Source organism: Legionella quinlivanii (assembly GCF_003265995.1).
GTDB classification, from domain to species: Bacteria; Pseudomonadota; Gammaproteobacteria; order Legionellales; family Legionellaceae; genus Legionella_C; species Legionella_C quinlivanii_A.
Map to the genome: position 1 here is coordinate 221,558 of NZ_MVJN01000005.1, position 19,558 is coordinate 241,115.

Genomic DNA, 19,558 nt, shown 5'->3' on the forward strand with positions numbered 1-19,558 from the left:
CCGACTAGGTGCTTTCGATAAAAAATTCCCAAAGAATCAAGCGACTGACCTTACTGACTTGTTATTGAAATGAAAATTATTTCTTAAAGGGAGAAAAGTTTATGTCCAACACTACTATTTACCGTAAAAACTATCAGCCTCCCGTATTTTCTATCGAGAAAATCGATCTGGATTTTGATTTATACGATGATCATGCAATGGTTGAAAATCACATGCAGCTGAAGCGCCAGGGGCTCGGAGCACTGCATTTAAACGGCGATGAACTTGAGCTAGTCAGTATAAAACTCAATAATATTCCCTTGAATGAAGGGGCTTATTATCGTAAAGACAATGATCTTGTTTTACCGGATTGTCCTGATGAATTTGAGCTTACGATAGTCACCCGCATTCGCCCCCAGGATAACACTCAGTTATCCGGCCTTTATCGCTCCAATCATCTCTTTTGTACACAGTGTGAGGCAGAAGGCTTTCGCCGCATTACCTTTTTCCCTGACAGGCCTGATGTGTTAACCGTCTTCACCACACGCATAAAAGCGGACAAGGAAAAATATCCGGTTTTATTATCCAATGGAAATCTCGTTGATTCTGGCGAATTACCTGGCGGGCGTCACTGGGCGGTATGGCAGGATCCTTTTAAGAAACCTTCATACCTCTTTGCACTGGTTGCCGGACGTCTGGTGCATATTCAGGATGAATTTATTACGCGCTCTGGTAATAAAGTGGACTGCCGCATTTATGTTGAACCTGGAAACGAAGACAAATGCCAGCACGCGATGAATTCATTGAAAAACGCCATGACCTGGGATGAAGAAGTCTATGGACGGGAATATGATTTATCGATCTTCATGATTGTGGCCGTCAGTGATTTCAACATGGGGGCTATGGAAAATAAAGGATTAAATATTTTTAATTCCAAATACATTCTAGCCCGTCCGGAAACTGCGACTGATCAGGATTTTGCCGATGTGGAAGGGGTTGTTGGTCATGAGTATTTCCATAACTGGACTGGTAATCGCGTCACCTGCCGCGACTGGTTTCAACTGAGTTTAAAAGAAGGACTAACTGTTTTTCGCGATCAGGAATTTTCCCGCGATATGAACTCAAGAGACGTTAACCGCATCCTTGATGTGAAGATGCTGCGAACCACTCAGTTCCCGGAGGATGCCGGCAGTATGGCGCATCCGGTTCGTCCCGACTCCTATCAGGAAATCAATAATTTCTATACCGCAACTATTTACAATAAAGGGGCGGAAGTCATCCGTATGCAGCACACCATTCTTGGTAAAGAAGGTTTTCGCCGCGGTATGGATTTGTATTTCGAGCGCCATGACGGTCAGGCGGTAACAATTGATGATTTTGTGGCCGCAATGGAAGATGCCAATGGGGTTGATTTGACCCAATTCAAACTGTGGTACAGTCAGGCGGGAACACCCGAGATTGAAATCAAAAGCGTTTATAAGGATGGTGAGCTTAGCCTGCATATGAAACAGCACTGCCCGCCAACGCCTGAATGTGAGCAAAAGCAAGCCTTTCATATTCCCATTCGTATTGCCCTGTTTGATACCCATGGAAAAGAACTGGAGATTGAACAGGACGTTTTGGAATTAAAAGAAGAGGAACAAACTTTCCGTATCCCCAATCTTCCAGAGAAACCTGTGGTCTCTTTATTGCGGGATTTCTCAGCACCGGTGAAATTAAAGCGAGAAATCAACCGTCGTGAACTGTTATCATTACTTCGCTTTGAAACCGACGGTGTCGCGAAATGGGATGCGGCACAATGTCTTACTACAGATTGTATCGGCCAGTTTCTGAAACAGGACTCCTCGCAATGGCAAATACCCAATGATTTGATCAATGCCTGCCAGCATGTCCTGCACGATAAATCGCTTGACCGAGCGCTTAAAGCCGAGCTGCTTACCCCTCCAGGTTTCGAGGAAATTATCACTAATTTTCATGATGTTGACGTTGATTTGCTGGAGGCCGCACGCGATGCCTATCGCAGTCAGCTGGGTAAAGCCTTGTATGAATCACTGGTATCTGAATACTTAAGCCTATGGCAAAAAGAAAATCATACGATGAATGCCAGTTCTTACAGTCGCCGCAGGCTCCGTAATACCGTGCTCTGGTTTATGATGAAAGCAGAAGAAGAAACCAGCCTCACGCTTTGCCAGCAGCAATATGCCGGCGCCAGAACAATGAGCGATCAGATTTCAAGTTTCGCCTTATTGGTTAACTCGCATAATCATGAAGCGAAGCAGCAGGCCATTTCACGCTTTTATGAGCAATGGGCAAACAATGAGCTGGTTCTTGATAAATGGTTTGCTATCCAGGCCAGTTGTGAAGCCAGAGATACCTTGCAGCATGTCCGCAAATTACTGCAGCATCCAGCATTTTCTATCAAAAATCCAAACAAGGTAAGAGCATTAATCGGCAGCTTCTGCCAGGCGAATCCGAGGAATTTCCATGCGATGGATGGCCGCGGTTATGAGTTTCTTACTGAAATGCTGCTGCAAATGGATCAAATCAATCCGCAAATCGCAGCCCGACTGGCTACACCATTTACCCGCTGGCAGCAATATAATCTGCCGCGGCAATCAATGATGCAAAATCAGCTGCATGAACTTGCCAGGCATAAATTGTCGAATGATTTGAAGGAGCTGGTGACTAAGAGTATGGCTTGAAAGAAATCATTGTAGTTGGGCCCTTGGCCCAACAAAGGGGTTGAACTAATCCAGAACTCAATGTTGTGCCAAGGGCACAACCTACATGCTGAGGATAAAGGCCGCCTCGAAAAAGAGTTTGCCTTAAAAATCCTCTCTCCCTCGGGGAGAGAGTTAGAGAGAGGGGGGGGTTAATCAACCCTCACCCTAGCCCTCTCCCAAACTTGGGAGAGGGGATCCCTAGACCACTAAACCTATTCCTCATCCATATGGTCAGAGGTTCCCGGATTCTCCAGACTTAAAATACCGGTATTGAAATCATAGGCAAAAATCTCGGCGTAGCGTCCCCAGTCAATCATTGTTTTTAAGACACGCTCGGCCTCTTTCTCACTCAGATAATCTTCCAGTTTGCTAAGAAAGCGTTCTTCAGAAACCCGATGTCCGAATTTTTCGTCAAGTATGCGCCGGATATAACGCGCCAGAGGCACTTTATCCAGAAGACGGCGGGCAAATATCTTCTTCCTTTCCTGTAAATCCGCTTCCGAATATTGATTGCCAAGCTCAGTCAATTGGATATCACCATCCGATACCTTGGCAAAGCCGAGGATTTCCAATGTTTCCAGCAGGGGGAACAAATCATCAATGTTCATCATGAGCTCATCGGCCAGCTCAGGAAGATCAATACGCTCTTCGTAGGTTTGCAGAGTGTCGATCAGACCTGAAAGCTCAGAGGGCTCCACATCAGGCAAACGATAACCCAGGCCAATCTGGCGTTCACGCTGCGCCCGCTTGGCTCGCTCTTTCGGTCCTGAAGTCATCAGACGATAGATTTTATCCACCAGCGCGCTAAACTCAGGCGTTTCCGGATCGCGAGGCTGCTGCAGTTCAACCTGTAATTCAGCACGAATATAACCCGGATCGCTGCCAAAAATAATGATGCGATCAGCAAGCATGGCCGCTTCTTCAATATTATGAGTGACCAGCAAAATCCCATTGGTATTGGTTTTCTTTTCCTGCCATAGCTCAAGCAAGTCAGACTTCAGGTTTTCCGCGGTGAGTACATCCAGAGCAGAAAACGGCTCATCCATCAGTAATACATCGGGATTGATCACCAGTGCACGTGCAAATCCCACCCGCTGCCGCATTCCCCCTGACAATTCTTTCGGGAAAGCCGATTCAAATCCGTCCAGACCAATAATGTCAATCGCTTCAATTGCGCGGCGGCGACGTTCCTCTCGGCCAACACCCTGCGCTTCCAATCCCAGTTCCACATTTTCGAGAACGGTTAACCAGGGCATCAAGGCGAAAGACTGGAATACCATCGCAATACCTGCTACGGGTTTGGTCACGGGCTGACCACGGTAACTGACCTTGCCCGCACTGGGTGGGACCAGACCGGCGATAATTCGCAACAGGGTTGATTTACCAGAGCCTGATTTTCCCAGCAAGGCGACAATTTCACCTTCATGCAATTCAAAATTGACATCCTCCAGAACCAGTAAGTCCTGATCTGAAGCTTTTTTAAACGATTTACGACAATTTTCCAGACTAATTATAGTTTTTGACATTAAACAGTCTCAGTTAAAATTAAAACGATTCTCTGCAAGCCGATACAGAGGACGCCATATCAAATGATTAAAGGCCAGTACATAAAGGCACATCATCGAAGTTCCGAGGGCAATTCGAGGAAAATCCCCTGCAATAGTACTGGCGTGAATATATTCACCCAGACCCGTCGCCTTTAGAGTAGTACTGCCCCAGCTAACCCATTCGGCCACAATGCTGGCATTCCATGCGCCGCCGGCGGCGGTAATCGCCCCGGTGATATAAAAAGGGAAAATACCTGGCAAGGCCAGACGCTTCCACCAAATCCAGCCTTTTAAACCGAAATTGTCGGCAGCAAGATACAAATCCCGAGGTATGGTTGACGCACCCGCAATCACATTAAACAAAATATACCACTGGGTACCTAAAATCATGAGCGGCGTGACCCAGACTTCAACATTCAGCTGAAAGCGGACAATGGCTATCACGAATAAGGGATAAAACAAATTGGCCGGAAAAGCTGCTGCAAACTGAATAATGGGCTGAATTTTCTGTGCAATACGCGGCCTCAGACCGACCCATACACCGACTGGAATCCAAATCACAGAGCTTAGAAGAATAAGAATGATCACCCGCGCGCCGGTCGCTGCCCCCAACAGAAAGGCATGGGCAATATCATGCATCCGCAGTTTAGTCAGGATAAATTCAAGCAGCATCCAGCTGCAGGCAACAATAATCAGCAGCACAGACCCATTCCATAACCAGTCCAGTTTTTTTTGCCGCCGCGAATCAATTTCTCTAACCACTGAAGGCCCGCGATTCGTTAACCTTCGTGCATTGACAAAACGCTCCTTTAAAGCAGAAAGCGGCTTGGCCATGCGTTTGATAAGCTGGCTGCTGCGAATCAAATCAATCAGCCAGGACTGATATTCCTCTTCATCCGGCGATTGCTCAACTTTAAATTTTTCCGACCAGGCAATTAATGGTCTGAATAAAATCTGATCGTAAAGAAAGATCACAATCACCATTGTTAATATCGCATAGCCTACGGCGGCTAAATTCTGCTGTTCGATGGCGAGGGCAATATAGGATCCGACCCCGGGTAAAAGGATATCCTGGTGCGCAACTGAAATAGCTTCCGATAGCACCACAAAAAACCAGCTGGCCGACATCGATATCATCATATTCCAGAGCAGACCGGACATGGAAAATGGCACTTCGACTTTCCAGAATCTTTGCCAGGACGACAATTGAAACATGGCCGCCGCTTCCTTCAAGTCATGCGGCACTGTTTTCAATGATTGATAAAATCCAAAGGTGATATTCCAGACCTGAGCGGTAAAAATTACAAAAATCGACGCACATTCAGGTCCCAGTAAACTATTGGGAAATAAATGGATAAATCCGGTTACCGTAATGGAAAGAAAGCTCAAGACCGGGACTGATTGCAAAATATCAATCGCCGGCACAATCACCTGCTCCGCTCTTCTGTTTTTTGCAGCGGCGGCACCTACCACAAAAGTAAACAGGATGGATAAGGCCAGCGCGATAAACATACGCAATACGGTACGCAGCGCATAAAAAGGCAAATGAGAAGGGGCCAGGGAGATCGGTAAGGGATCACCCAATTGATAGGGAACCGCCATTTGCTGGCCTGCCCAGCCCAGGAAAAATAACAGCGAAAAGGTCAGGATTAATAACAATAAATCCCAGCGATTAACAAAGCGACCAACATTTTCGCGGTTGGCAAAGTAGAATCGGTTATTGCGCACCAAGCCACCCCTCTCATCAGTTTTTATTACTTATACGGATCTCGTTCATGGTCTTAGCGAACTCCACTTCAACCTATGTTCCGCACAGGCAAATCCATTTGATGGTTCAAGCCATCATAAGAATGACGAGTCAGGATTTTTTTATCCTGTCCGCATTGAAAATGCAATTTTGTACAAGCTTGAATTTTTCAAACTATACGTGTTCAAATCTGAATAAAGATTTAATTTATTGAATGAATCAGGTTAAATTCAACGCCAGGCTCTATGCACTAAAGCCGCAAATGAGCGTAAGGGCCTAGAGTATCATAAATACACATCATTCGATACCGGAAAAAAATCTGAATTTTAAAAAAAGAAATGAACTTTTTCAAATTTGTCACGTCTAACCAAATAAGCAATGTAATTGCTTCGCTTCATCTTCCCTCTTGGATGGGGCGTGCATCCTGGTAACTCCTGATACAGGCAGTTACGTGATGCTATTTAGCCCGGCCTAAGGCCGGGTTTTTTTATGCCATTTATGGGGTAATGGAAATTACTTGATGCCAGCAGACATTGAGTTAAACTATTAGTTTCCCGGTTATAAGCGGCCAAGCGGTACTAATTTAAGGGATTATCATGAGAGCTAAAGTCTGTTTCCTTTCAGTTTCACTATTCTGTTCTGCCTCCTGTCTTGCAGCAGATGAGGATTTCACAGAGCAGGCGGTCTGGGCGAATGAAGCAATTATTGCAACCTATACCTTCAATTATCAGAATTTTATCGATCGTCAGAAACAGATTGCCAAATATTTCAGTTCCAATGGATGGATAGCCTACAGCACAGCGCTTAATGAATCGAAGCTGCCCGATGCGGTAAAAACCAATGCCTATTATGTTAGCGCAGTGGCAACGCTCCCCCCGACCGTCAGCGCTTCAGGAAATGGTCACTGGCAGGCCACCATGCCTGTCCTGGTGCTTTATAAAAACCCGCAATACCAGCAGAAACAGAATTTAAGCGTCACCATTACCTTTGAACAGGCTCCATCAGGGCAAGGAGTAAGAGGACTTGCGATCACCAGTCTGACGTCTAAAACCATCGAACCGCCCTGTGAGTGCCAAAGTAAAGCTGAACATCATGAGGCAGGAAAACCCTGATAAGTAGCACTTAGACCTCTTTGTCATTTCCGCGCGGCATAGTTGCATGGAAGACGATGGGTGCACTAAAACACTGTCTTTGCGAGCGTCAGCGAAGCAATCCACTTCCTAACTTTGTTTAGGATTCGATCTAGATTGCTTCGCTGACGCTCGCAAAGACAACAGATTGCTTGTGTGGTTCTATTTATGCACAAGGCCTGCTGGGAATGACACAGTAGGCAGATAAGTGAATGATATGATTCAGGACGAAAGTGTCGCATTCTTCTCAGCTGGTTTTGGAAGGCACCCGATCACAGAACATTGCCAACTAGAATGCTTGAGACATGGATGACCAGGAATACACCCAGTAAAATGAGAATAATCGTCAGCTTTAAAGGCACCCGGGTATCCAAAGCAGCTTCCTGAGGGTTCACCGGATTATAAAAAACCGTAATTTCCTCTCCTTTTTCATAAGCCAATGCCGCCTGATAGGCAATGCGGCGCGCATAAGCTGATTTTGGAGAGCGAAATCGCTGCTCAATAAACAGACTGTTATTTGTATAACTCACCCCATCAACGACATAGCTGTATTGAATATCCGCCCAGAGAAAATGATCTTTTCTAATCCAGTTCAGCCTGGTAATCTGACCTTTTGCAAAGGGCCAGACCTGCGAGGCTTTAAATTTAGAGCGGTACCGCCAGAAATAACCCAGCATAAATAACAGGATGAGCATCCAGATAACCGCAATAGTACCCTGCAAGGTCACTGTATAAACTCCTCATTAGTCGGATTACTCACACTACTATCCTTTGGGGTGAATGCGGGTTAGCAGATAAACACCGGCCACTGTGATGGCCAGGAGTACGAGGGTTATTTCTATTTGTAATGGAGCAATAGCAATAGCAGTAATAAAGCTCCATAAACTTCCGCCAGCGATAGCCGAGACTAGCGTGGTGCCCGGGTGAATTACTTTTCGGGCAAAACTTGCTTTATCTGCAAAAACCATCATGATTTTCAATAGCAGGGAAACACTGGTCACACAAAGCAATAAGCAGAAAAAGCGCAAAAACCAAACAACGCCAGGGCTTCTTTCCCGTGCCTTTTCAAACATTCGCTCTTTTGATACATCACCAGGAGCAACCAGCAGAATTGAATCACCGGTGGCAGTCTGGTAAGCCTGCAAGGTATTTCCATTCTGTTGGGCAATCACGCTTATTTTCTGTGGAAAAACTGCGGTCACTTGTATCCGCATATCCCCTACCTGCGGTTCTTTAGGATTAGCTCCGAGATAGATCTCATTATTAACAAGATGCGCAGGCTTATTGACTTTTTGCTGCAGCGACAGCAGATCCACTTTGGATAAATCCACATTCGATACATCGGGGATGGCGTCAATAACAGTGCTCGGCAGCACAAAATCTCCCAAGGCCGCATCTTCAGCATATTGATACAAGGACTCGATTGGCAAGGTGGCCGGGTTAGGATGTGAATTCGCCTCCTGAAAACTGCTGCTTAGAATCAATTTTTCAGCCCAGCCGGTAAAATATCGGTAGCGGGGTTGTTCATGATCTGTATCAATTTCTTCCTGCCATTGATAAATCAGCACCTGCCGTTTTAAAGCCAGACCATCCACTGTAATGTTCAATTGCAAATCGCTAAGTGATCGATTGGTTGTCGCATCTCCCTGAACATAGACGACGTTTTGATTGTTATCATTGTTCACCGGACGATCAGGGATTGAAGTAACCAGTGATTGTGTCTGGTCGAGCGAGTAGTCGTAACGATAACCTGTTCTTTCGTTCCAGAAAATCAGGTAGCTTGCCAATCCAATACACAGCAATCCGCAAATGAGCCCTACCAACGTGTCTTTCAGCCGGCTTCTCCAGGAGTGAGGGGGCAAATCCTGAACCATTCTTAAAGCTCCTTTTTATTTCTTCCTTTAATGTTGGCATGTGATTGAAACCACAGCAAGTATCGGTGCTATATTCTTTATAAGACAGCTTCTTGTGTACAAACAAGCAGCAGATAGAAAGAGTTAATTAGACTTGTCCTCATGACTTAACCGAGTATAATCAGACCCACACCTGCGAATTAAAGGATTAGAAATGGTAGCTAAAACACCCCTGCACTCCTTGCATCTGGAACTGGGTGCAAAAATGGTTAACTTTCATGACTGGGATATGCCTTTGCATTATGGTTCACAGTTGGAAGAACACCACATCGTGCGTAAGGCCGCGGGGATTTTTGATGTTTCGCATATGACGGTAGTCGACATCCTGGGAGCAGGAGGTCGCCAGTTCCTGCGCAAATTGCTGACCAATGATGTGGATCAGTTAGCTCACACCGGCCGGGCCTTATATAGCTGTATGTGCAATGAGCATGGCGGTATCATCGATGATTTGATTGTTTACCAGCGCGCTTCAGATAATTACCGCATCGTTCTAAATTCCGCTACCCGCGACAGGGATCTGGCCTGGATACGCGAAAAAAGTGCAGGCTTTTCCATTGGGCTGCAGGAAAGAACCGAGTTATCCATGCTGGCAGTGCAGGGTCCACAAGCCCTGGCCAAAACTCTGTCGGTTCTCACACCAGCACAGGCAGATGCTGTTTCCACACTCACCTATTTTGAATGTGTCGATGTCAATGAATACTTTTTTGCCCGCACCGGCTACACCGGTGAAGAAGGTCTGGAGATCATTCTTCCGCCCGACAACGCCAGAGCGTTATGGACATCATTAATACAGGCAGGGGTTAAACCTTGCGGCCTTGCAGCCCGGGATACTTTAAGACTGGAAGCAGGCATGTTGCTTTATGGGCAGGATATGGATGAGACCACCACACCTCTTGAATCGGGACTCGGCTGGACCGTTAAATGGCAACCCGAGGATCGCGATTTTATTGGTATGGGGGCCTTAATATCTCAAAAACAACATGGTGTTAAACGCAAACTGGTCGGCTTGATTCTCGAAGACAAAGGCATCATGCGTACCGGACAACGGGTTGCTGTACAAGCAGAGAATGACGGTATCATCACCAGCGGAACCTATTCCCCCACACTTGAAAAGTCAGTCGCTCTGGCCAGAGTACCTGCAGGTACTGGGGACGAGGTGCAGGTAGAGATCAGGGGTAAGTTGTTAAATGCAAAAGTGGTTAAGCCCCGATTTGTTAAAAATGGAGCACCTCTTTAATACGCATCTGTTTAGTCAGAAAAGTTTAACTGAAGTCTTTCAACATTAATAAAAGGATATCATGATGGTTATGAAATTTACTCCCACCCATGAATGGCTACAATTAGAAGAAGATGAATGCGTTGTTGGAATTACCGATCACGCACAGCAGCTATTGGGTGATATGGTTTTTGTTGAGTTGCCTGAAGAGGGAGATGAAGTCTCAGCAGGAGATGAAATCGGTGTAGTTGAATCAGTGAAAGCCGCTTCTGATTTCTACGCTCCGATCAGTGGTGTTATTGTAGCCGTCAACCATCAGGTCAGTGAAAATCCCGCGATTGTGAATGCCGATCCCTTTGGAGCTGGTTGGCTGGTGCGGATTAAAGCCAGTAATCCAGACGAATTAAACGGGCTCCTGAATCAAGCCGAATATGAGCAAGAGATTGCTGAGGACCATTAATTATGCCTTACATTCCCCATACAGAAGATGATATACAAGCTATGCTCGCCGAGATTGGCGTAAGCCACACGCAGCAGTTATTCGACGAAATTCCCAAGGAGTTGCTGTATAACGAACTTAAAAATATGCCATCAGGCATCAGTGAAATGGCGATGCTTAAAAAAGCACAGCATATTGCCAATTTGAATGATAATGGCATTTGTTTCATCGGGGCTGGCAGCTATGAACATCATATTCCAGCCGCAGTATGGGATATTGCCTCACGTGGTGAGTTTTTAACAGCGTATACGCCTTATCAGGCAGAAGCCAGTCAGGGCACCCTGCAGCTGCTCTATGAGTTTCAGACAATGATTGCCGAGCTCACCGGCATGGAAGTGGCCAATGCCTCAATGTACGATGGGGCCACCGCCCTGGCAGAAGCCGTGCTGATGGCCGTTCGCATCAAAAAGCACAAGCAAACCAGCCGGGTATTGATCGCTGGAAGCGTCCATCCATTTTATCGACAGACACTGGAAACCATTGTTTGTAATCAGCACATAGAAGTGATCACGCTGCCTGTGGATATGGAACAGGGTATTACCGCCCTTTCCGTTCTTGAACAATACAGTGGCCAGGATATCACAGCCCTGGTTGTATCCCAGCCTAACTTTTTTGGCTGCCTCGAGGAAGTGGATGCCATGACGGATTGGGCGAAAGCTAATCAGGTTATTAGCATTGCCTGTGTAAATCCCATCTCTCTGGGCTTACTGAAACCACCAGGACAATGGGGAGAAAGCGGTGTGGATATCGCTTGCGGCGAAGGCCAGCCCTTAGGCTGTCCAATGGCTTCCGGCGGTCCCTATTTTGGATTTTTCAGCACGCGGATGGAACATGTTCGCCAAATGCCTGGCCGCATTATCGGGCGAACGCTGGACAAAGAAGGTAAAACCGGATTCACGCTGACTTTGCAGGCCAGAGAGCAGCATATTCGCCGGGAAAAGGCTACGTCCAACATTTGTACGAATCAGGGCTTGCTGGTCACCGCCGCAACCATTCATTTGAGTTTACTGGGCGCCGAGGGGCTAGAGCAGGTAGCGGCACATTGCCATGCCAATACGCAGGCTCTTGTTCAGGGTTTAAGCGCAATAGACGGCGTCCGCATTGCTTTCAAAGCGGCGGTTTTCCATGAGTGTCTGCTGCAACTGGATAGCCCGGTGGAAGAAGTTCTTAAACGGCTGCACCAGGCAGGGATAGCGGGCGGTTATGCTGTGGAATCGCATTATCCGGCCTTGAAAAACAGCCTGCTGGTTTGTGCCACAGAAATGCGCTCGGCAGAAGAAATTGATCACTTCATTAATACGATGAAATGCATTATGGCTAAGTGAGGAAGTAATGATCATCATTCAATTAACCTATAAAACGCCGCTGAGTGAGGTAGATAAATACCTTCAGGCTCATCGGGAATTTCTCGATTATTACTATAAACAGGGCCTTTTGGTTGCTTCAGGACCTATGAAACCGCGTACCGGCGGGATCATTATTGCCGCGACAACTGATCGTAAGTATCTCGAGTCAGTAATGGAAAAGGATCCTTATTACATGGCGGAAATTGCAGATTATAACTACATCGAATTTACACCAGTGAAACACTGTGCTGCACTCAAAAATTTAATTCAGGATACGGAGGGCAAATTATGTTGATTTTTGAACGCTCACAAGCCAAACGTCGTGCAGCAGCCCAGATCCCCTCATCCTGCACGAAAAGTTCTGGAATACCGGAAAAATTTCTGCGCCAGAAACCAGCCCGCTTGCCGGCATGTTCTGAGCTGCAGGTCATTCGGCACTATACTCGTCTCTCGCAAAAGAATTTTTCGATTGACACCAATGTATACCCTCTCGGCTCCTGCACGATGAAATATAATCCAAGAGGAGTTCACAAGGCGGCGTCTATTAATGGCTTTCTGAGCAGACACCCTCTATCTGGTGCAGAGCATAGCCAGGGTTATCTCCAGACGATGTATGAGCTGCAATCCTATCTGGCAGAAATTACCGGAATGGCAGGGGTTTCCCTGACCCCAATGGCCGGCTCACAAGGCGAATTTGCCGGTGTTGCCATGATTAAAGCCTATCACCAGTCCAGAGGAGACAGTGCGCGAACCGAGATGCTTATTCCGGATGCGGCGCACGGCACTAATCCCGCCTCTGCAGTGATGTGCGGGTTTAAAGTCATCGAGATAAGCACGGCTAAAGATGGAGATATTGATCTGGAGGAACTGCGCAGCAAAGTGGGGCCAAAAACAGCGGGTATTATGCTGACGAATCCCTCCACCCTCGGGCTGTTCATGAAGCAGATTAAGGAAATTGCAGCCATTGTTCACCAGGCCGGTGGTTTACTCTATTATGATGGCGCGAATTTAAATGCCATTCTGGGTCGAGTCAGACCGGGCGATATGGGATTTGACGTTATGCATTTAAACCTGCATAAAACCTTTGCCACACCGCATGGTGGCGGCGGCCCTGGCTCTGGTCCTATTGCCGTCAACAAACGACTTCTGCCCTATATGCCTATTCCGGTGGTTGTAAAATCCGATGATAAGTATCGCTGGGCAACCCGGGAAGACTATCCTCAGAGCATTGGCCGCCTGTCCTGTTTCATGGGCAATGCCGGCATTCTTTTGCGAGCGTATTTCTATATTTGTGTCCTGGGTAAAGAAGGACTTTTGCGTGTTTCAGAGTTTGCAAGTCTTAATGCCAACTACCTGTTGAGCGTGTTAAGTAAAGCCGGGTTTACCGCCGCTTATCCAGAACGTCGGGCCAGCCATGAGTTTATTCTGACGCTTAGTCAGGAAAAGAAAAACTTCGGCGTCACGGCAATGGATTTGGCAAAACGCCTGCTCGACTATGGTTTCCATGCACCGACAACCTATTTTCCCTTGTTGATTCCTGAATGTTTATTGATTGAGCCCACCGAAACAGAATCCAAGGAAGATTTGGACAGCCTGGCAGCTGCCATGCATGCCATACGCGACGAAGCCCAGAAAAATCCGGAATTACTGAAAGGAGCACCTCATAATTTACCAGTCAAACGTTTGGATGATGTGCGGGCCGCCCGCGAACTTGATTTAAATTATTTCAAATATCATCAGGACAATGAATAATCAGAACAGCTATGGCGCAATGACTGCCCGATGAAGATTGGGCAGCCATATAATGCTTCCTTACCGGGCTTGATGCCCACTCTGCATTGAGATTAGTCTTAAAACATTTCCCGCTTAACTCTCTGTTTTTAAAAACAAAAGAAAATACTTTTCGACTTGAGAAAAATGAGTTATAACAGAATGGGTGGTATTAATTCCAAAGGCTGGATATTCCCGGATAGAATCTCCAAAGCTCATCTTCTTAATGGAAGCGAACAATGGATTTAGACTACCTTATGTTCTGTAACAGGGATTGGCAGGACATGTTTGTATATGGGGAACTATTAACTAATAAAAATAGCCCTGAGTAATTAGAAATTTCATGGAGTGAAAAATGAATAGTAAGGTATTTTCACAGCGTTTTAATTCGGAGTTAGCTGTTTTAGGTTTCCCCGAAGAACTCGCTGAAAAAATAAAAGCAGTGTCAAAAGTGTTTGGCGTTACCCGCCATTTAGCAAATGCGATGATTTTCGGTCATCTGCTTCCTTCCAGTGAGCAGTTGGATAAAATTGCGCAGATTCTTGAAATTTGTCCTCAGTGGTTAAGCGGGGCAACCGATAGAAAGAAACCTTATCCAGTCAGGAAAGAAACTGAGACTGCATAAAAAAAGCAAATCGTATATAATTCAATTATTAGTTGACTGATGCCGTTAGCAACGGGTTTTAAAACAGGTTTCATCGATGGAATGCCTTAGTTATTGTGTAGCCAATAGTATTGATTTAACACGTCTTGATCACTATTTTAAAGCAAGCGTGAAAGGCTTTTCTGCGATTAAATCACGTGATGTGCTCAAACTGACGCCCTTCACAGGTGAGCAGTATGTGATTTTCATATTTAAAAATGGAACCGTAGTTTCCTGGGGGATCAAACGGCATCAGATTGACAATTATATTGAATTGTTTAAATTATACGCCGATAAACCTGTCTCGTTTTTGGTCCGCGACGAGTTCAGCTATCGGATCAGCGACAAAATCGCCATCGAACCGCATGATTATTTTGATGTTGACTGCATCAGCATTGATGACAACAGTGATGACTTGAAATTAAGCTTGTCCTACGGCTTTTCACAATCGGTTAAGCTGCAATATTTTGAAACTAAAATTGATGCACTCATTGAAAAGTACAACCCCCTGATTCAAAGCCTGTCGCATAAAGGGCAAATGCCAATCAGCCGTAATCAGATCCGCCAGGTCATAGGTGAAATCCTGGGCGCAAAAAGCGAAATGAATTTAATCAGTAATTTTCTTTATCACCCTAAATATTTCTGGCAACACCCGACACTGGAGGAGTATTACACGATGCTGGAGCGGTATTTACACATCCCACGCCGGGTGAATGCCTTAAATCATCGTCTCGATACAATCAATGAAATCTTTGATATGTTTAATGGTTATCTCGAAAACCGTCATTCGCACAGTCTGGAGATTATTATTATTTTCCTAATCGCGATAGAAATTATCTTCGGCGTTTTAAATATTCATTTCTAAATTTACTCATTGCAAATTTTTTTGGATTGGATAGCATTGTGATTCCAATGCCCTCCCTTAATTCCAGCATTATGAATACTGTTCAAACCGCTCAAAACAATCCGGTCCGATTTTCCACTGAAGTCCTCGCGGGGATTACCAGCTTTTTAACAATGGTGTATATCGTATTTGTAAACCCCGTTGTTTTACATGATGCTGGAATGGATCAGGGCGCGGTATTTACAGCCACCTGCCTGGTGACTGCAATAACCACTTTGCTAACCGGAATACTAGCCAATGCGCCTATCGGGGTCGCACCCGGTATGGCACTGAATATTTATTTTTCCTACAGTGTCGTTCTGGGCATGGGGATCCCCTGGCAACAGGCACTGGCCATGGTTTTTGTATCCGGACTTTTGTTTTTGTTACTAAGTCTTACTCCATTACGAAAAATACTGGTTGATTCAATTCCAGATAATCTGCAGCTAGCTATTCTTATTGGGATTAGCTTTCTGATAGCACTTATTGCGCTGCAATCCAATCAGATTATCATCAGTAATGCGCATACTCTTTTACAGATGGGAAATCTGGCAAGACCTGAAGCCGGACTCTTCTTTCTCGGTTTTATTCTTATTTTAATCTTTGACTATTTTAAAATATCTGGTGCCATTATTTTGAGTATCCTCTCGATTAGCCTCATTTCATTACTTACAGGGATGGTGGCCTGGCAAGGGCTCTTTGCGCTCCCTCCTTCTTTAGCACCTACTTTTATGAAACTTGATTTTTCTTCCTTCAGCTCGACAACTACTTTAAAGGCAACCTTTACGTTTTTCCTAATCGCTTTGTTTGATGCAACGGGAACCTTAATTGGTCTTTTGAATCAATCCCTGTTTAAAGATCAGAAGGATCATCAGCAACGAATCGCCAATAGTTTGTCAGCGGATGCTGCAGGCTCGATGCTGGCTGGATTATTGGGCTCAGCCAGTACCTCTCCTTTTATCGAATCCGCCGCTGGTATTGAAGCAGGCGGGCGTACAGGATGGACAGCTGCCGTCATTGCCGCCGGTTTTTTATTAATGCTTTTTTTCTTTCCACTGGCCAGGATGATCCCGGTTTATGCGGTAGGTCCGGCTTTACTTTATGTTGCCTGCTGCATGATGAAGCATATGGTGGACCTGAAACTGACCGATATGACGGAAATTGCTCCCTGCATGCTCACTATCATTATGATTCCTCTGACTTCGTCTATTGCAGACGGGATTGGGGCGGGGATTATTTTATACACCCTGTTAAAATTGTTGTCTAGACAAGCTGTAAAACCTTTTTTGATCGTTTTAAGTTTAACCTTTATGGTGTTTTTTCTGTTGAGTTAGTCTGGGTCCCCCGCATAAAGCGGGGGACGTAAGAGTATAAGGTATTAAGAGTACCTTAATAATTCTGCTATATAGTTATATACAAGGACACACCTCGTAACGGATTATCATGAACAGACCTGTCGCTCTTCTCGATATCGATAAAACACTTCTTTTTAATGCAAATGATTTAAACGAAAACCTGTTGAACGCTTTGCATCGAAACGGCATTAAGGACATTTATTTATTCTCGGATATGAGGTTTCGTGTCCTGGAAACCGAGGAGCGAATCGAATTAATAAAAAAACTGGAAGCCAAAGGATTTACCGTACATGGCATTATTACGCCCTGTGATCTGGTCTGGAATCAAATGACCAGGGAAAATGCTCATCGGTTTGATCAGCTGCTAGTTAAAGCCAGGGAGACTGGTGAAAAAGAATATCTTTATACTGATAATGAATTTGATGATTTTATCAGCAAGCTGCGAGAAGATAATCCTTTTCTTGACAACTTATTGGATTACCAGCCAGATAAAAATATTCCAGGGGCGGCGTTTCAGGCAGCAAGAAAAGATTTTGAAAAATTAACTGCCAAAGATGGTTCAGTTCCTATGCCTAACGGCCTCTTGGAAAGAAGTACATTTGCCAAGGGATTTGCCGACCGTCTTGCTAACCGAATGAATTATAAGCACACCAAAGCTTTAATGCTGGACTTATTTTTAAAATACAAACCTGACTGGGTAAGCGACATTTTAATTGCCGATGATTTAACCGCAGTGATTGAATCCATTAAGGAGTACAGGGAGCAGCAATCACCTGATTTGGCAATTGCCACCTTACTTGTAACCAACAAATTAAACAACCGCGATTTATATCCGGATCAATCCGCGGAAGAATACGATAATGCATTAGCGGCAATTGCGCTTCTCACAAGGATTGCCGCGCAAATAGACACGCTTGAGCAATCCAGTATTTTCTTAAGAAACCCGGAATTGAAGATAAAAGCGTTCCAAAATCTTCGTAGTGAATTAGTAAGCGCTTTCAATGGGAATACCGAAGCCATAGTGGGAGACCTTATCGAAAATTGGGAACACTCGCCACCGATCGCCGGGAACCAATTTAAAAATTTAACGGCCTCAGAGATTATGGCGCAACATAGAAACTTTTTTTTCTCGACTGATCGAAAAAATACGGAAACCAGTACCCAGATTTTTATTACTGACTTAAAAAAGGATTTTGGTTCAACCACCTTTAATAAAGACGCGGACAGCAGTTTATCCCATTGCCAGGGCGCTTAAGGGCAGGAGTAAGCGAACAGTAAAGGGCACATACAACTGTCTTTGCGAGCGTCAGCGAAGCAATCTACTTCCTGACTTTATTTTAGTTGATCTGGATTGCGTCGCTGACGCTCGCAAAGACGTACAGATTTTATTTTTTCTTTTTAATCAACTCATAGAAATGCAGACTCAAAGTTCGTGCCTCACTGTGATCGACTATCGGACACGGATAATCCTCACCAATACGAAATCCTTTTTCCTTCGTTGCCTGCCAGGGTTTGTGGATTAATGCCGCTGGCAGCTTCTTCAATTCCGGCACCCAGGTTTTGATATACTCGCCCTGGGGATCGAATTTTTCACTCTGCAATACTGGATTAAAAATACGAAAATAGGGAGCAGCATCCGCCCCGCTGCCAGCCACCCATTGCCAGCTTGCTGAATTACTGGCTAAATCAGCATCTAACAAAGTATCCTGAAACCAGTCAGCCCCCTTTCGCCAGTCAACCAGCAAATCTTTAACCAGAAAGGAAGCCACTACCATTCGTACGCGGTTATGCATGTAGCCTGTGTGCCAGAGCTCTCGCATGCCGGCATCCACTAAAGGATATCCAGTTTGGCCTTTCTGCCAGGCATGCAGTAAAGAGAGATCATCCTGCCAGGGAAATCCATCAAATGCCGGCTGAAAGTTTTGCTCCGGAAGCTTTGGGAAATGATAAAGCAGGTAATAGGAAAATTCCCGCCAGCCTATCTCGGCTAAAAACTGATTTACTGAAGCAGAGGGCAACGCTTGAGATTCCTGCATCTGCAGCACTTGTCTGTAAATCATCGTCGGACTAATTTCGCCAAAATGCAAGTGCGGTGACAAGCGCGAGGTTCCAATACGCGCCGGGCAATCTCTTTGCTCTTTATAAGTTGAAAGCCCCTCATCAAGAAAGTCGTTCAAACGCGCCTGTGCACCCATCTCTCCAGGTTGCCAGTAATCGGAAAACCCGGCAGCCCAATTGGGTTTGTCAGGAAGTAAATCCCAATCCTCAATAATTTCAGAAGCGGTTTCGGGGCAAGATGGAAATTGAGTAATGGCAATATTATCGGGTAAATCCAGCTGCTTTTGAGCATGCTTCCAATACGCGGTGAATACCTTGAAATACCCTCCTTGCGTAGTCTGCAAAGTCCAGGGTTCAGCTAATAAACTGCCGTTACAGGAATGAACCTTAATGCCTCTGTCTTTCAGAATAGATTTTATTTTCCGATCGCGCTCAATAGTGGCAGGCTCATAGCAACGGTTCCAGTAAACAGCCTCCACCTGATGTTTCTCAATCAACTGCAACAAAATATCTAATGACCTGCCGCTTTTGAGACATAATTTCAAATTTCTTTTTTCCAGCTCTTTCTGATGCGCCAGCAAGCTATGATGCAGCCACCAGTTTTGCGCACTACCCAAGACGACAGACGTTTCCTCATCCCGAATATATAGCGGAATCAAGCGGGCATTTTCACAGGCGGCGGCAAAGGCAGGATTGTCTTCGCAGCGTAAATCGGCACGAAACCACATGATAGCAGTTGTCATAATTTT

General features: G+C 45.4%; 16 protein-coding genes. 11 read left to right on the forward strand and 5 right to left on the reverse strand.

Annotated elements, in window-relative coordinates; all coding sequences use genetic code 11:
* Positions 1-101: 101 nt before the first annotated feature.
* Positions 102-2,681, forward strand: coding sequence for an aminopeptidase N (gene pepN / locus B1207_RS07865; RefSeq protein WP_112219436.1), 2,580 nt, complete (start codon positions 102-104; stop codon positions 2,679-2,681).
* A 233-nt stretch (positions 2,682-2,914) separates the two neighbouring features.
* On the opposite strand, the gene B1207_RS07870 is transcribed toward pepN, so the two are convergent.
* Together B1207_RS07870 and B1207_RS07875 are read right to left on the reverse strand one after the other, a co-directional pair.
* Positions 2,915-4,228, reverse strand: coding sequence for an ABC transporter ATP-binding protein (locus tag B1207_RS07870; RefSeq protein ID WP_112219437.1), 1,314 nt, complete (start codon positions 4,226-4,228; stop codon positions 2,915-2,917).
* A gap of 9 nt (positions 4,229-4,237) precedes the next feature.
* Entirely contained in the window at positions 4,238-5,977 is a 1,740-nt protein-coding gene (locus B1207_RS07875) for an ABC transporter permease (protein ID WP_112219438.1), read from the reverse strand.
* Positions 5,978-6,592: 615 nt separating this feature from the next.
* Between B1207_RS07875 and B1207_RS07880 the strand changes: the two genes are divergently transcribed.
* Positions 6,593-7,108: a DotI/IcmL family type IV secretion protein gene (locus B1207_RS07880; RefSeq protein ID WP_112219439.1), complete on the forward strand. Its 516-nt coding sequence runs from the start codon at positions 6,593-6,595 to the stop codon at positions 7,106-7,108.
* A 290-nt stretch (positions 7,109-7,398) separates the two neighbouring features.
* Here the strand turns inward: B1207_RS07880 and B1207_RS07885 are convergent, their stop codons facing one another.
* Positions 7,399-7,854: a DUF3592 domain-containing protein gene (locus B1207_RS07885; RefSeq protein ID WP_112219440.1), complete on the reverse strand. Its 456-nt coding sequence runs from the start codon at positions 7,852-7,854 to the stop codon at positions 7,399-7,401.
* A gap of 36 nt (positions 7,855-7,890) precedes the next feature.
* On the reverse strand, positions 7,891-9,000 hold the full coding sequence (locus B1207_RS07890; protein WP_112219441.1) for a TMEM43 family protein: 1,110 nt from the start codon (positions 8,998-9,000) through the stop codon (positions 7,891-7,893).
* Between the two features lie 193 nt (positions 9,001-9,193).
* On the opposite strand from B1207_RS07890, the gene gcvT reads away from it, so the two are divergent.
* The 9 genes from gcvT to B1207_RS07935 all read left to right on the forward strand — a co-directional run bounded on the left by gcvT (position 9,194) and on the right by B1207_RS07935 (position 18,006).
* Complete coding sequence (gene gcvT, locus B1207_RS07895; protein WP_112219442.1) at positions 9,194-10,276, forward strand: glycine cleavage system aminomethyltransferase GcvT; 1,083 nt, start codon at positions 9,194-9,196, stop codon at positions 10,274-10,276.
* 61 nt (positions 10,277-10,337) lie between these two features.
* The gene (gcvH, locus tag B1207_RS07900; RefSeq protein ID WP_112219443.1) at positions 10,338-10,715 is read left to right on the forward strand and encodes a glycine cleavage system protein GcvH; all 378 of its coding nucleotides are present in this window, start codon (positions 10,338-10,340) and stop codon (positions 10,713-10,715) included.
* 2 nt (positions 10,716-10,717) lie between these two features.
* Positions 10,718-12,079 (forward strand): aminomethyl-transferring glycine dehydrogenase subunit GcvPA, encoded by a 1,362-nt coding sequence (gene gcvPA, locus B1207_RS07905; RefSeq protein WP_112219444.1) that lies wholly within the window; start codon positions 10,718-10,720, stop codon positions 12,077-12,079.
* Between the two features lie 7 nt (positions 12,080-12,086).
* Complete coding sequence (locus tag B1207_RS07910; protein ID WP_112219445.1) at positions 12,087-12,395, forward strand: YciI family protein; 309 nt, start codon at positions 12,087-12,089, stop codon at positions 12,393-12,395.
* Complete coding sequence (gcvPB, locus tag B1207_RS07915) at positions 12,389-13,852, forward strand: aminomethyl-transferring glycine dehydrogenase subunit GcvPB (protein WP_112219446.1); 1,464 nt, start codon at positions 12,389-12,391, stop codon at positions 13,850-13,852. The genes B1207_RS07910 and gcvPB overlap by 7 nt, the downstream gene beginning before the upstream one ends.
* Before the next feature lie 373 nt (positions 13,853-14,225).
* Entirely contained in the window at positions 14,226-14,495 is a 270-nt protein-coding gene (locus B1207_RS07920; protein WP_112219447.1) for a hypothetical protein, read from the forward strand.
* A gap of 76 nt (positions 14,496-14,571) precedes the next feature.
* The gene (locus tag B1207_RS07925) at positions 14,572-15,378 is read left to right on the forward strand and encodes an RMD1 family protein (protein WP_112219448.1); all 807 of its coding nucleotides are present in this window, start codon (positions 14,572-14,574) and stop codon (positions 15,376-15,378) included.
* A 71-nt stretch (positions 15,379-15,449) separates the two neighbouring features.
* Positions 15,450-16,730: an NCS2 family permease gene (locus B1207_RS07930; RefSeq protein ID WP_112219544.1), complete on the forward strand. Its 1,281-nt coding sequence runs from the start codon at positions 15,450-15,452 to the stop codon at positions 16,728-16,730.
* A 109-nt stretch (positions 16,731-16,839) separates the two neighbouring features.
* A complete protein-coding gene (locus B1207_RS07935) occupies positions 16,840-18,006 on the forward strand; it encodes a hypothetical protein (RefSeq protein ID WP_112219449.1) in 1,167 nt (388 codons plus the stop codon).
* 130 nt (positions 18,007-18,136) lie between these two features.
* Here B1207_RS07935 and B1207_RS07940 read toward each other — a convergent pair whose 3' ends face one another.
* Positions 18,137-19,552 carry a cryptochrome/photolyase family protein gene (locus B1207_RS07940; protein ID WP_112219450.1) on the reverse strand — a complete coding sequence of 472 codons (1,416 nt, stop codon included), beginning with the start codon at positions 19,550-19,552 and terminating at the stop codon, positions 18,137-18,139.
* Positions 19,553-19,558: the final 6 nt, after the last annotated feature.